Here is a 13846-nt window from a genome sequence, read left to right on the forward strand (position 1 = left end):
ACCAGTTAGCGCCGCGCCAGCTGGTGCTGCGCGGCAGCGGCACTCGCCGCAGACGCTGAGGGGGGCTCCGCCGCCGGCACTAGGGGGCGGTCGGCGTGAACGGGAACAGGTCCTCGCCGGCGCCGTGCACCACCACGCAGGTAGCCTCGGGTACTTCCCGCCACGCCCCGCGGAGATCCCCCAGCGGTTCGGAGACGACCAGGCGCGCGTTGTCCGCCAGGTCATGAAGCAACGGGTTCTCCGGGTACTGGACGCGAAGGGTCGCGACGTCGGTGCTGTGGAACAGCGACCGGGACTGCCGTTCACTCGAGTAGCGGAACGCCCAGGTGGTGTCGCCGTCGGTCGTGGCCACTGTCATCTGGATTGGCTGCTCGATCCCGTGGCGCCGGCCGACGTCTTCAATCAGTCCAACCGCGGCAGCTACGGCCGCCCTCGGGTCCTGCTCCAGCCCGAAGGTCAGGGCGAGGAAGAAGAAGAGCTCTGAGTCCGTGGCTCCCTCGATCAGCGGAAAGAGCGATGGCTCAACGGCTATGGCCAAGTCGCGCTTCACAGTCGGGAACTCCCGGATGAGTCCGTTGTGCATCCATAGCCAGCTGCCGTGGCGGAATGGATGGCAGTTGGTCTGTTGGACTGCCGATCCGGTCGAAGCCCGAATATGCGCGAAGACCCGGCCGGCCGACGCCTGGGCCGACAACTCGCGGAGGTTGCGGTCATTCCAGGCCGGCTCCGTGCTGTGGAACAACCCGGGATACGGTGCGGATCCGTACCAGCCCACGCCGAAGCCGTCCCCGTTGGTGGTTTCAACGCCCATTCGAGCGTGCTTGCTCTGCATCACGAGCGAGTTGGTCGGTTTGTACAACAGCTCCTCCAGTTGCACCGGCGAACCCGAATACGCTAGCCAACGACACATGGCATCCTCCCTCAGTTGTGGACAGCAGTCCATCACGGCGACGGAGCGGGCACATCATCACCCCGGGGTGATTCGGGCCGCGGGGTGGGAGGTAATGGGGTCCCACCCGTGTTCGATAGTTCCGGCGTCGCGTCCCCGCTGGTCAGCGGCGCGCCCGGCATGGAGAGCCGCGCGAAAGGATCACCCGCGGCGGGTGACGCGCAAGCGGGCCCCTCACCCAACACTGGTGGTACCTGCCAGTGATTGGGCTGCCAGGCGAAAGCCCATGGAGAGGTGAGTCCAATGTCGAAACCAAAACCAGTCCTCGCGCGAATGTCTGCGCTCGGGGCGGCGGTTGCGCTGCTCGCCGGCTGCGCCACCTCGGGACCCAGCAGCAGCCCCAGCGCGAGCCCGACGGCGAGCGTTTCACCGGTTTGCGCTGCCGCCACTGGCTTTTCAACAGCCCTGACGAATTTCAAGGACTCCCTCAAGCCAGGCGCCACGATAGGCCAGATCCAGGCGGCCCGGGATCAGGTTCGGAAGAGCTACGACGATCTGGTCAACGCGGCCAGCGACGCGGCCAAAGATCGGGTGGATGCCGTCAAAGCAGCCCAACAGAAGTTCACCTCCGCTGTGAACTCCGTTCCCGACGACGCCACCCTGACGCAGGCGGCCAACTCGCTCAAGGACGAAGCCGCGAACGTGCAGGCCGCCATCAGCGATCTCTCAAATGACGCCAAGTGCTAGCCCGGGTCTTCCGGGATATCCGCGGTGAAACCCATTCCCATCCAAGGCTGCGTTCGTAGGCGACGCCGCACCAAGCGAAAGTAGGGAAGCCAAAATGAATTTCTTCGAGAACTTTTGGGATATTCTCTGGTGGCTGTTTATCTTCTATGCAATTATCGCCTTCCTGTATGCAGTGTTCATGGTGATCGGCGACCTCTTCCGCGACGACGAGCTCAGCGGCTGGTGGAAAGCCGTCTGGATCGTTCTTCTGGTCTTCATTCCGTTCCTGACCGTGCTGGCATACATGATTGCCCGCGGCAAGGGCATGGCGGAGCGGTCAATGGCGCGGGCCCGCAAGTCCCAGCAGGAAACCGATGCCTACATCCGCAGTGTCGCCACGGCCAGCCCCACCGAGGAGATCGCCAAAGCCAAAGCACTCATGGACGCGGGAACCATCAGTGCGGAGGAGTTTGCCCAGATCAAGAGCAAGATCGTCGTCTGACTCCGGGTTGAGGCGCGAGGAGCAGGCCTGGCCAACTCGCTATTCATGAGGCCATGAGGCTTCTAAGATATGGCTAGGCTGAACCAAGGAGGGCTCATGGAGCCGGAACCATCGGAATCCAATCCACGTTCGGCCCTCCCCCGCACCCTCATAATCCTGCTCGCCCTGGCCAGCGCGACGATTGCAGCGTTCGGCCTCGGCGCGATCCAGGGAATAGTCACCCCCGTCTTTTTTGCCTTCGTGCTGACGCTTTGTGTCCATCCGCTGCGCCGCTGGATGCAGGCACGGGGAATTTCCCGGGGCATCGCCACCGGGACCACTATCGCGGCTGTCTTCGGGTTGCTGACCGCCTTCGCCGCAGTCCTGATTGCCTCGCTCGCCCAGTTCTCCGCGCTGCTGCCGCAATACGCCCCCCAAATGGCCGAGATCGGCGCCAGGATCTCCGCACTGCTGGAATCTGTTGGATTTGGCCCGGAGCAAGCCCAGGCAGTCCTGAACGGGTTTACGCCGGGCCGCATCATCGGGTTCCTCGGCGGCCTCCTGGGAAACGTCGCGAGCCTGGTGACCAGCCTCGTGATCATACTGACGATGCTCATTCTTATGGCGATTGACGGCTCGCGCGTGCCGGCGCTCCTGATTCATCTGAACTATCACCGGCCGGCACTGGTTTCAGCGCTCAACGGCTTCGGAACCGGTGTGCGCCGCTACATGGTCGCCACCACGGTCCTCGGAATCGCGCAGGGGTTGTTCAACTGGCTGGTTCTGGTCATCCTGCAGATCCCCGGCGCCCTGCTCTGGGGGCTGCTGTCTTTCATCTGCAGCTTCATCCCCAACATCGGGTATTTCATCGCCATCATCCCGCCCTTGTTCTTCGGCTACCTCACCGGGGGCTGGCCGACCGTCGTGGCAGTCATCATCATCTATGGCGGAATCAACAGCATCATCCAGTCGATCATCCAGCCGAAATATGTGGGCAACGCGGTGTCGCTGAGTGAGACGCTGACCTTCTTCTCCGTCCTCTTCTGGGCAGTGGTCCTGGGTCCTGTCGGCGCCGTCCTCGCCGTCCCCCTGACGCTCTTGTTCCGGACCATCCTGCTCGATTCTGACCCGACACTTGCATGGTGGCGGCCGTTGACGGGCGACAAGAAGGACCTCGAACTGCTCATCAAGGAAGAAGACAAGGCGATCCGGGCCCGCCGCGGACGACTGAAGACGGGCCGTCCGGACACCGGAAGCGGGCCGAAGGCATGACATGCCGTCGGGGTGCTGCCGGGGGACGGTGAGGGGAGCATGCTGAGCACTCTCAGCAGCCTGGCTCTCTTTGCCCTGGCCGGGGCTCTCAGCACAGTGCCTGTCAGCGTGACGATCATGATTCTGCTCTCGCCAACTCCGCGCCGCGGCGCCCTTCCCTTCCTGATCGGCAGCCTCGCGGGTTCGATCGTGGTCGTGGGCCTGGCAGCGGTCGGGCTGCAATTCCTGCCCGTCAAGCCGCCGCGCCTGCGTAGGGACGAATGGGTGGCACAAATTGCCATTGTGATCGGTGCGCTTCTGGTTGCGTACGCCGTGTACCTCCTCGTGAGCAAGGGCGGCCGGGACAACGCCATGCTTGGCAAGATGAAGTCGCGGTTCCGCTCCGCCCGGCCCTGGGAATTCGTCGTACTGGGCCTGGGCTTTAACCTTCGTCCGAAGGCGCTCCTGCTGGCCGTCACCGCCGGTGCCGTGATCGGTGTCCAGGAACTGCCGCCGCTGCCAAGCAGCCTGCTTGTCCTCGCCTACGCCGCCGTGGTCCAGTCAGCCGTCATCATTCCGGTCGCTGTGTGGCTGCGCTCCCCCGAACGGGCCCAAGTGCCGTTGACCGCCCTATACAACTGGCTGCAGCGCAATGGCCGCAGGATTGCGGCGATCGCGACGCTGACGATCGGGATCTTCCTCGTCGGCTACAGCCTTCTCCAGCTCTAATCGGACTACCCCGAAACCACGCACCCCGCCGGATCCCGGGGAACTCCGCTGTCAAGGGGGTGCAGCCTGGACGCTCGCCGCTGTGAACTTCAGCCCAGGACGCTCCCCTCGCCGGTGCCGGCGGGCTTGGGGTCAGGGATCCGAATCATGCGGAACGAGGTGCCGAGCCCGGCGAGGCCGGCAAGGATCGGGACGAACAGTGCAATCTGGAGGGCCAGGGGCCGTGCCTCCGTGTTGATGCGGATGATTTCGTTCTGGATGTCCTCCGGCTGGCCGGCGATCTGTTCCTGGAGTTGCGCGTCGCTCATCACCTGGGCGTCGTCTTCCAGTACCGTCGCGACCTGCTGCTTGTCGTCGGGCGGGAGGACCGTGCTGGCATCCGACAAGCCGATGAAGATGGTCGAGAGCGATGCCAGCATGATGCCGCCGGCGAACGCGAGTCCGAAGGACAAGCCGAACGATCCCGCGGCCGAGTTCACGCTGGCGGCCTCGCTGACCCGCTCGTCCGAAATCGGGGACAAGGTGTAGTTGTTGAGCTGGGATACCAGCAGCCCCAGGCCAAAGCCTGAAATGATCAGCGGGATCAGCAGCCACCAGCCGGAGTCAGCTCGCGGCACGATGGGGACCAGCACCACCAAACCCGCGATCAGAAACAGAAAGCCCCACCGTATGAGGCTGGCCGGGCGCCGCCTCCCGGACCTCTTCCCGACGATCATGGCGACAGCGAACATGGTCAGCGAGAGCGGGGCGATGGACAGGCCTGACTGCATCGCGTTGTATCCGAGCACCATCTGAAGGTAGATGGGCAGCACGATCATGGTGCCGCCCAGAGCGATCTGCTGGAGCATTTGTCCCGTGGCACCAAAGCGGAAGGCTTTTGCCTGGAACAGGTCCGGATCCAGCAGTGTCGGCTTGTTGCGGCGTTTGCGCTGAAGGAGCCAGTAGACCAGGCCGCCCAGTCCGACGGCGCCCACAGCCAGGAGTGCGCCCACTGCCTCGCCGCCTTCCTGCCAGACCAGGATTCCGAGCACGACGCCGCCCATGCCGACGATGGACAGAAGTGATCCGAAGAGATCCAGTTCCCGGGGCCCGGTGTACGGCACGTCTTTGACGAGCTTGATTCCGGACAGGACGACCGCGATGATGAGGGCCTCGAGCAGGAAGGCGACGCGCCAGGACAGGAACGTGGTGAGGAAGCCCCCGAGCAGAGGCCCGACGGCGGCGGCGATCGCGGCCGACGCACCGACGAGGGCGTAGACCCGGTGCTGGGCATCTCCCTCGAAATTTCCGTGGATGAGGGACTGCATGGCGGGAAGGAGCAGCGAGGCGCCAAGGCCGCCGATCAGGGCCCAGCAGATGATCACCGGGAGGAGAGTCTGGGCCAGGGTCATCGCCACGGCGCCGACGGCGTAGCAGGAAAGCCCAATGACGTAGGCGCGCTTGCGCCCGATCAGGTCGCCGATCTTGCCGCCGATCAGGATAAAGGCCGCGGATACCAGCGCCTCGAGGGCGATTGTCGACTGGAGTCCGCTGACGGTCGCGCCTATGTCGTCCACCACCGCGGAGATCGAGACGTTCATGATCGATGTGTCGACAACCAGCACGAACATCGCCATCGCCAGCAGCAGCGCCAGCCTTTGGTTGAACTGCACCGGCGGGGTCGCGGCGTCCTTTGGAGAGTTCATCGCGGTCCGCCTCCCACACTCGATGGCTCGCTCGGGTCCACCACACAACCGGACATGTCGCCTCCTCTGGAGCAGACCGGGCAGTTCACGCATGAGCATGGTCCTGCAGGCACATCCCACCAGCGCCCACCGCAATGCGATGCTGATGCAAAGCTAGCGGTCCGGCCTCCTGACCGAATCATGCCCAGCGGGTGAGGTTGCTGCCACCTTCCGCCGGCAACGAGGCGGGGCTGCGCTCCGGTGGTGCCCGCGATGGCCTAACGTAGAAGGCTGCCCGGGTTTCGTTCCCGGGCGAAATTCACCACCCACCGCTACAGACTGACGCCCGGAGGAAATCCCAGATGCTGGAACAACTGGCAGCCTTCGTGCTGACCTGCCTGGTCGTAGTGGTGGTGCCCGGACCCGACTTTGCGCTTGTCCTCAGGAATGCCCCCCGCGGCACACGGGCGGCAACCACAGCCGCCGCCGGCATCATGGTTGGCAACACGATCCTTGCCGTACTGGCGGTGCTCGGTGTCACGGCGCTGCTGGGGGCCTCGGAAGTTGTCGGGACCGGGATCAGAATTGCCGGAGCCGCCTACCTGCTCTACCTGGGCCTGCGCGCCTTCGCTGAGGCGTTCGCCAGAAAACCCAAACCCAGCCAACCCCCGTCACCGGCAGCAGAACGCCAACGCGGCGGCAGCTCACCTTTCGTGCAAGGAATGGTGAGCAACTTGCTCAACCCTAAAGTCGCCGTCTTCTACTTGTCGCTGTTCCCGCAGTTCACTGTCGCCCCGTTGCCGCCCCTCGCCCAGCACGCATTGATGGCGGGCATCTTCCTGCTTATCGCGTTGGCCTGGTACGTGCTGCTGCTCAGCGCGCTCAAGAAAGTGACCGGAGTCCTCGCCCGGCCCCGGACCAGCCGGATCGTCGTCGGGAGTTCAGGCGCCGTCCTGGTCGGGGTTGGCGGCACCATCCTGACTCAGACGCTGGCCTCCGCCTAGCCGCCCGGGCACGCTCCCGCGCAGCGTCCCCGGGTGTCTAAACTCCGGATCAACCCCGGGGGCGTTGATAAGCGCCCCACAGGGCGGGATGATCAGCACATGCCCGGCAACCGTCACCGAAGGAGCCCGACCGTGAGCGCCGCCATCAAGACAACCGAGAAGCTGATCATCATCGGGTCCGGTCCCGCGGGCTACACCGCGGCGATCTACGCCGCCCGGGCCGGGCTCAAGCCTCTCGTCATCGCCGGTGCGGTCACTGCCGGGGGCGCTCTGATGAACACCACCGAGGTGGAGAACTTCCCCGGTTTCCCGGGCGGCATCCAGGGCCCCGAACTGATGGACGGCCTGCAGCAGCAGGCCGAAAAGTTTGGCGCGCAGGTGGTGTTCGACGACGTCACCGAGGTCCGGCTCGCCGGGCACCTGAAGCGTGTGGTCACCGGCGCCGGGGAGAGACATGAAGCGCCCGCCGTCATCCTCGCCACTGGCTCGGCGTATAAGGAACTGGGCCTGCCGGAGGAGAAGAAGTTCAGCGGCCACGGACTGTCCTGGTGCGCCACTTGCGACGGCTTCTTCTTCCGCGACCAGGACATCATCGTGGTCGGCGGCGGCGACTCGGCGATGGAGGAGGCCACGTTCCTGACCCGCTTCGGCAAATCGGTGACCGTGGTGGTCCGCAAGGGCGAACTGCGCGCCTCCCGGATCATGGCCCAGCGGGCCAAGGACAACCCGAAGATCAGGTTCGCCTGGAACTCCGCCGTCACCGCGATCCACGGCAACGGCAAGGTCACCGGAGTGACCCTGACCGACACCCGCACCGGCGACACCCGGCAGCAGGCCGCCACGGGCATCTTCGTCGCGATCGGGCACGTGCCCCGGACCGAGCTTTTGGCTGGCCAGATAGACCTCGATGCGGACGGCTACATCCAGGTCGGCTCCCCCACGACGGTCACCAACCTGACCGGGGTCTTCGCCTGCGGCGACGCCGTGGACCACCGCTACCGCCAGGCCATCACCGCCGCCGGCACCGGCTGCGCCGCGGCCCTGGACGCCGAACGCTTCCTGTCCGCGCTCGAGGACGCCGACAGCATCGCCACCGCGCTGGTCGAAGAACCCACGCACTCCTAGGCGAGCCTTGAAGCGGCCCATCCCGACGGCACTCTCCGGCGTCGGCACTTCCGTCGTCGGCAGACCCCGCGGTACTTACGGGTCGGTCGCCGCGCTGTCTGTTGCGGAAACTGGCCGGTCCGCAGGCTCAGCCGGCGCTGACAGCGGGGGGACAAGCAGATTAGCCTCAAGCTGGTCGGCATCGACGGCTGCGAGGTTACGGATCAGGATGATGAGCCAGGCGAAGATCAGCGACGCGGCGATCAGCTCCACTGCGGTCAGGTTGTAGTAGCCGACCGGGAACCACAGCACCGCGGCGGCCACGATGACCGCCAGGAAGAGCCACCCCAGCGCAGCGAAGGTGGCCGAGACGGACGGAACCAGCGTGCGGATGCGGACAATGAGGGACGCGAAGACCACCACCATGCCGGACGCGACCAGGGTGTGGAGCCCGAAGCGCTCATCGACGGGGAACAATCCCACGCAGGCGAGGAAGACGCCGATCAGGGCGATCCCGCCTTCGAGCAGCCTCACCCGATGCAGCGCGGACGGGGACTTAGCGGTCACCGCGAGGGTCGCCGTCGCATATCCCGCCAGCGTGGAAATGACGACGCCGGCGACGATCAGGGTGAAGTTGAACGCCACTCCGGAGACGTCGGAGCTCATGCCGAGGGCACTGAGGTTCTCCTGCCACCACAGTGGATTCTGTGCGGTGAGCATGCTCGTGAGCAGGCCGGTGACCAGGAAGCCGGCGAGGAGGGCGGCGAGCCGGTAGGCGGTCATGCTGAGCGCGGACAGGTAGGCGATATAGGCGCTGATGGCTCCCGTGGTCCCGACCAGGACAGCGGCCGCGAACGGGTAGACGACCGCACCGATGAACGCCTGCTGAAACAGCGAAAAGAGCGCCAGCCAGCCGAGCAGGAAGATGCATGCGTGCGCCAGCGCGAGTGCGGCGATATCGATGGACGTGCGGATCCGGCCTCCCCCGCGGGCCTCCGGTGCCACAGCCGGACGACGTTGCAGGCAACCGGCCACCACCGCCCCGGCGCCCAGCACAGCCGTGCCGATCGAGGCAATGTCACCGACTGAACCCCGTCCGGACAACGGGACCGGTTCCCGCCCGATCAGCAGAATAGCGATGCCGCCCAGGACGAGGAAGGCGGCGCTGCCGACGAAGAGCGCCCGGGCCTCTGACGTGACGGCTGCTGGCTTGTTCGGGTTTACCATCACTCACTTCGATTCGCTGGCGTTGACGGCTCGTGCAGTTCCGCCGTCAGCGTCAGCCCCTCGTGCTCCAGCAATCTTTCGCATCCCGGGCGCTCGCACACCGGCGGTACTCCAACGCTATGGCCGCGGCGGCCCGGGGCCGTCACCCGGAACGGATGAACCCGCGCCGCCGGCCTTCGGTTTGTTGGCGCGCTGCTGGCCCGCTGCTGGCCCGCTGTTGGCCCGCCTTCGGTGGACGGAACGCACGGCCGGCGCGTGCGTCACTGACCCGCGTGCGGAACGACCAGTACGGGCCTGCCCTGCAGACGGGTCAGGGAAACGCTGACCGAGCCCTCCAGGAGCCGGCCCATCTGGGCAATCCGCCCAGGCCGCTGCCCGCCGACAATCAGCGCAGCCGCGTCCGCGCTCTGCGCCAGCCGGTCCAGGGCGTGGGCAACTTCGCCGTTCAGCACCCGGAAGGACCATGCCCCGCCGGGAGGACCGAGAATGCCCTCAAGGCAGCTGAGCAGCTGTGAGGCCGGGTATTCGGCTTCGACATTCGGGGCGGGATCCAGTGAGGTGCCATCCAGGACTCCGGCGGGCTCCCACTCCGTGAGGTAGCTCGCCGGGTCCACGAACGCGCAAATCAGGTGCACTCCCATGATCGCGGCGAGCCCGGCGGCGGCCCGTACCAGGCGCCCGTCGAATTCCCACGGCACACCGACAACCAGCGGGCCGTCCGACCATTCGCCGGCCCCGGCCTGCTGAAAATCACCGGGAGTTTCCATGGGTCCTGTCAGTCGAGGCGCGCACCCGCAGGATGTCTATGCCCTGCGGGCGCAGCGGGAATCCACGCCTTCATTATGCCCACTCCCGGCCTCCCGGTCTCGCGGCCTCCCTGGGCAGCGCGGCCCCCTGGGCTGTGCGGATTAGCTCGCGGCGGCGGACGTCAGAGCCTGCAACAGCGGCGTCGTCGGCCGACCGATCAGCCGGGACAGCTCGCCCGTGACGGTGGCCAGCAGGCCCGCCTCGGTGTCCGCGTCCAGGGCTGCGAGGAATCCCGCGGTGCCCGCGTCGAGGCCGGCGGTGGTCAGGACCTCAACCAGTTCCGGGGCGGAGACGGGCTGGTAGACAACTTCCCGGCCCGTGATCCGGGTGATCGCCGTCGCCAGTTCCTTGAAGTTCCAGGCGTAGTCGCCGGAGAGTTCGTACGTGCGGCCCTCGTGCCCGGCGGAGCTGAGCACCGCCGCGGCCGCGGCCGCGTAGTCAGCCCGCGTCGCGCTGGCCACCCTGCCGTCACCGGCAGCGGCCACGACGGCGCCCGTCTGCTTGGCCGTCGCCACGGTCTGGGCGTAGTTCTCGGTGTACCAGCCGTTGCGCAGGATGGTGTTGTCGAGTCCCGACGCGCGGATGAGCTCCTCTGTTGCCTTGTGCTCGGGCGCCAGGATCAGTTCGGTGGTGTCCGCGGCCAGGACGGATGTGTAGGCGATGAACCCGACGCCGGCGGCCCTGGCCGCGTCGATGACGTTGCCGTGCTGCGCCACCCGGGAGCCCACCTCGCTTCCGGAAACCAGCAGGAGCCTGTCAACGCCCGTAAGCGCAGCCTCGAGAGCCGCGGGATCGGAATAGTCCGCGACGCGCACCTGGACGCCACGTGCAACCAGCTCCCGGGCTTTCGCGGCGTCGCGCACGATGGCCACCAGCGAATCCGGTTCCTGGCTGGTGAGCAGTTCATCGAGGACCAGCCTGCCCAGCTGTCCTGTCGCACCCGTTACTGCAATCGTCATGTTGTGCTCCTCATCAGTGGTCAAGCCACGTCACGTTATGGTTGGCCGGCGATCCGGCACTGGCGGGCATAACCGGACCCCGGTCCGGTTCATTCCCCTTGTTACGTTGTGCGACCTCTACGTCAGGGTCCACGACCGCTTGGACAACCCGAACCAGAACCCGTCGATTGCTGTCCTGGCCTGGATGTCTCCCGAGCCGTACGCAGCCCCGAGGGCAACATAGAGCGGAGCCCAATGCTCGCTGCGGGGGTGCGCTTCCCGGGCGGCGGGTGCCTTGTTCAGGAAGTCGAGGATGGAGTCGACATCGCCGCGGGCCATGGCCTCCTCCGCCCAGTGGTCGAATTCACTGGAGGCCGCGGGAGGGGCGGAGTCCGGTCCCCCGGCGGGATTGAACCAGCGCAGGTTGTGCGTCGTGAATCCCGATCCGACAATCAGCGTGCCCCGCTCCCGCAAGGGCCCCAGCGACATGCCGAGGTCGAACAACCCCTGAGGATCAAGCGTCGGCATGGACATCTGCACGACCGGCACGTCGGCGTCGGGGTACATCTCCTTCAGCGGAACGTAGGCGCCATGGTCGAGCCCGCGGCTTTCATCGCGCTCCACGTGATGGCCGTGGCCGGCGACGAGCTTCTCGACTTCGGCAGCCAGCTCGGGCGCCTGCGGGGCGTCATAGGCCACCTCGTAGTACTTTTGCGGGAAGCCGCCGAAGTCGTAGACCAGGCCCGGATCCCGCCCGGTTGCACTGAGCGTCACGGGGGCGTTTTCCCAGTGGGCGGAGACCATGAGGATGTCCCGGGGCTTGCCGAAGGTGCCGGACCAGTCGTGGAGTTCGCGGGTCCACGTGGAGTCGTCGGCCAGCGGCGGTGCGCCATGGCTGAGGAAGAGAACCGGGGGGCGGTCAGTGGTCTGAGTCATGGGATCACCCTAATCCATTTTGATTGAACCTTCAAGCTTTCGGTCAGAACGAGGGCACACTGAACCCAAGACCCAGAAGGCCCCGGCCCGCCTGCTCGAGAACCGGATCCCTCGTCAGCGCCGCATGGTTCATCAGGACACTGACGTCGCGCTGGATCCGCTGGAGCGGATGCGACAGCCGGTGCACGCCCCCGCCGGATCCCAGCATGATCACCCGAACCGCCTCGGCCGACGCCTCGCCGCTCAGGGCGAGGGACAGCCGGTACTGCCCGCGGTCCGGCTCCGTCATGGTCGAAGGCCCGCGCGCATGGGCGGCACAGACCACCCGGACCGCCTCCTGCCAGTGCAGCCGCGCGGTGGCCACCAGCCCGAAGGCGTGCGCATACCGGACTTGCGCGAGCGGGGAGTCCGCCTGGCGGTTCTCCACGGTGTGCTTGACCTTCCGGACCAGAATCAGCTCGCGGAACAGGTCGAGCGCGTATTCGGCAGACCCCAGGGCAGCGGCCGGGGCCACCATGTTCAGCAGCGCGCCCATGGGGGTATGGATCAGCGGATCCGCGTGGAGCAGGCTCCCCGGATTGGTTTCCGCGCCCAGGAGTTCCCAGTCCAGAGTTCGATGCTCCGGGACGAACAGGTTCCCTGCCCGAATGTCGTTGCTCCCGGTACCCCTCAGGCCGGCCGTCTGCCACACGTCGAGGAGCTCGACGTCGGCCAGCGGCACCAGGCACTGGAGGCGCACGTCGCCGTGCTGCGCGGCGAGCAGCGCCCACTGGGCATGCATGACCCCGGAGGCAAAGGTCCACCGGCCCGAGATGGAATAGCCTCCCGGCACTTTCCTGGCCACTCCAGCCGGCGCCCCGGTAGCGGCCGCCAAGGGAGCCGGTCCGTTCGCAAAGACCTCGTCCTGCGCCTCCCGCGGCCACCGCGCGAGCATCCAGACATGTTCGATCAGATGGCCGGCACTCCACGCCGTGGAGGCGCACCCCCGGGCAAGCCGGCGCACCACCTCCACATAGGTTTCCAGGCCCATGCCGAATCCGCCGACCCCCTTCGGGGAAAGCATGTGGAAGATTTCGGCCGCGTGCAGCTCCTCCATGGTGGCGTCCGGAATGCGCCGGAGCTCCTCGGTTTCCGCGGCCCGCTCGCGCAGGCCGGGCACGAGCCCCTGGACCCGGGCGAGCATGTCGTCATGGGTCGGGACGGCCGCCGCCGCCCGGGCACCGGCCCGGGACGCAGCCCCGACGTCGCCAGGGGCACCGCCGGGCGCACCGGCGACGGGTCCGGCGTCGGACGGGAGCACGAGCGTGTGGCCGGTATGGTCGCGTTTTGCGGCCAGGTACCGAAGATTGGCCGCCGAGGCATGGACGCCGGTGGCGACCTGCCCGGACACTTCGAGGCCGAGGCCGGTCAGCTGGGCTGCCTTGTCCGGGTTGTTGCTGAGCAGCCGCAGCGTGCCGGTACCCATTGCCCCCAGCATCTGGGCCGCCGCCGTGTAGTCCCGCTCGTCTTCGCCGTGGCCCAGGGCCAGATTCGCGGCGTAGGTGTCCAGGCCGCCATCCTGCAGTGCGTAGGCGTCAAGCTTCGAATACAGGCCGATGCCGCGGCCTTCCTGGCGGAGGTAGAGCAGGAAGCCCCCCTCGGCGGCAATCCGCTCCACGGCCTCCCGCAGCTGCGGGCCACAATCGCACCGCTGGCTCCCGAATACGTCGCCGGTGAGGCACTCGCTGTGCAGCCGCACCAGCGGTCCGGCACCGCCTTGCGCCGCGCCCTGCAGTGCAGCCTCCCACTCGCCGAGGGCCAGCAGCAGGTGCTCCTTGCCGTCGGTGAGCCCGCTGAAGCTCAGCACTTCGGCAACGGCTTCGAACCCGTCCGGGAAGCGCAGCGGCACGACGACGCGGCTGCGCACGGCGGCCGAAGGTGCTGCGGCCTTCGGGGTTGCAGTGGTTTCTGGCGCAAGGGTCATCTCGGGTCCTCAGGTATGGGGCAACAGGTGCTGATGTTGGCGGGGGCGGAGCCGTCAAGCCAGTCGGCTTCGAGCGGCACAACCTTTCCCGCCAAGTTTACTTGAACCTTAAAGTTATAGGCCCGGG

The 13846-nt window shown here is 66.7% G+C and carries 13 protein-coding genes; 6 read left to right on the plus strand and 7 right to left on the minus strand.

All coding sequences use genetic code 11. The annotated features are described in order from the left end of the window. Positions 1 to 79: 79 nt before the first annotated feature. Complete coding sequence (locus AC1DFR_RS02295; RefSeq protein ID WP_476872627.1) at positions 80 to 910, minus strand: class II glutamine amidotransferase; 831 nt, start codon at positions 908 to 910, stop codon at positions 80 to 82. Between the two features lie 282 nt (positions 911 to 1192). On the opposite strand from AC1DFR_RS02295, the gene AC1DFR_RS02300 reads away from it, so the two are divergent. The 4 genes from AC1DFR_RS02300 to AC1DFR_RS02315 all read left to right on the plus strand — a co-directional run bounded on the left by AC1DFR_RS02300 (position 1193) and on the right by AC1DFR_RS02315 (position 4076). Further along, positions 1193 to 1636 (plus strand): hypothetical protein, encoded by a 444-nt coding sequence (locus AC1DFR_RS02300; RefSeq protein ID WP_476872628.1) that lies wholly within the window; start codon positions 1193 to 1195, stop codon positions 1634 to 1636. A gap of 94 nt (positions 1637 to 1730) precedes the next feature. Beyond that, complete coding sequence (locus AC1DFR_RS02305) at positions 1731 to 2117, plus strand: SHOCT domain-containing protein (RefSeq protein WP_230010772.1); 387 nt, start codon at positions 1731 to 1733, stop codon at positions 2115 to 2117. Between the two features lie 96 nt (positions 2118 to 2213). Continuing rightward, on the plus strand, positions 2214 to 3368 hold the full coding sequence (locus AC1DFR_RS02310; protein ID WP_476858668.1) for an AI-2E family transporter: 1155 nt from the start codon (positions 2214 to 2216) through the stop codon (positions 3366 to 3368). 39 nt (positions 3369 to 3407) lie between these two features. Further along, positions 3408 to 4076 (plus strand): GAP family protein, encoded by a 669-nt coding sequence (locus AC1DFR_RS02315; protein WP_476858669.1) that lies wholly within the window; start codon positions 3408 to 3410, stop codon positions 4074 to 4076. Between the two features lie 89 nt (positions 4077 to 4165). Here the strand turns inward: AC1DFR_RS02315 and AC1DFR_RS02320 are convergent, their stop codons facing one another. Further along, positions 4166 to 5761, minus strand: coding sequence for an MFS transporter (locus AC1DFR_RS02320; RefSeq protein WP_476856009.1), 1596 nt, complete (start codon positions 5759 to 5761; stop codon positions 4166 to 4168). A gap of 341 nt (positions 5762 to 6102) precedes the next feature. On the opposite strand from AC1DFR_RS02320, the gene AC1DFR_RS02325 reads away from it, so the two are divergent. After that, on the plus strand, positions 6103 to 6744 hold the full coding sequence (locus AC1DFR_RS02325; protein WP_476872629.1) for a LysE family translocator: 642 nt from the start codon (positions 6103 to 6105) through the stop codon (positions 6742 to 6744). Between the two features lie 132 nt (positions 6745 to 6876). Then, on the plus strand, positions 6877 to 7869 hold the full coding sequence (trxB, locus tag AC1DFR_RS02330) for a thioredoxin-disulfide reductase (protein ID WP_476872630.1): 993 nt from the start codon (positions 6877 to 6879) through the stop codon (positions 7867 to 7869). A gap of 75 nt (positions 7870 to 7944) precedes the next feature. On the opposite strand, the gene AC1DFR_RS02335 is transcribed toward trxB, so the two are convergent. The 5 genes from AC1DFR_RS02335 to ribA all read right to left on the minus strand — a co-directional run bounded on the left by AC1DFR_RS02335 (position 7945) and on the right by ribA (position 13719). Continuing rightward, complete coding sequence (locus AC1DFR_RS02335; protein WP_476872631.1) at positions 7945 to 9075, minus strand: hypothetical protein; 1131 nt, start codon at positions 9073 to 9075, stop codon at positions 7945 to 7947. 260 nt (positions 9076 to 9335) lie between these two features. Beyond that, a complete protein-coding gene (locus tag AC1DFR_RS02340; RefSeq protein WP_223916985.1) occupies positions 9336 to 9842 on the minus strand; it encodes a universal stress protein in 507 nt (168 codons plus the stop codon). Positions 9843 to 9983: 141 nt separating this feature from the next. Further along, positions 9984 to 10841: an SDR family oxidoreductase gene (locus tag AC1DFR_RS02345; protein ID WP_476872632.1), complete on the minus strand. Its 858-nt coding sequence runs from the start codon at positions 10839 to 10841 to the stop codon at positions 9984 to 9986. Positions 10842 to 10958: 117 nt separating this feature from the next. Further along, positions 10959 to 11756: a dioxygenase family protein gene (locus AC1DFR_RS02350; protein ID WP_028276744.1), complete on the minus strand. Its 798-nt coding sequence runs from the start codon at positions 11754 to 11756 to the stop codon at positions 10959 to 10961. A gap of 43 nt (positions 11757 to 11799) precedes the next feature. Beyond that, positions 11800 to 13719 (minus strand): GTP cyclohydrolase II RibA, encoded by a 1920-nt coding sequence (ribA, locus tag AC1DFR_RS02355; RefSeq protein ID WP_476872633.1) that lies wholly within the window; start codon positions 13717 to 13719, stop codon positions 11800 to 11802. Positions 13720 to 13846: the final 127 nt, after the last annotated feature.

It is taken from the genome of Arthrobacter sp. 05T410, assembly GCF_056396505.1.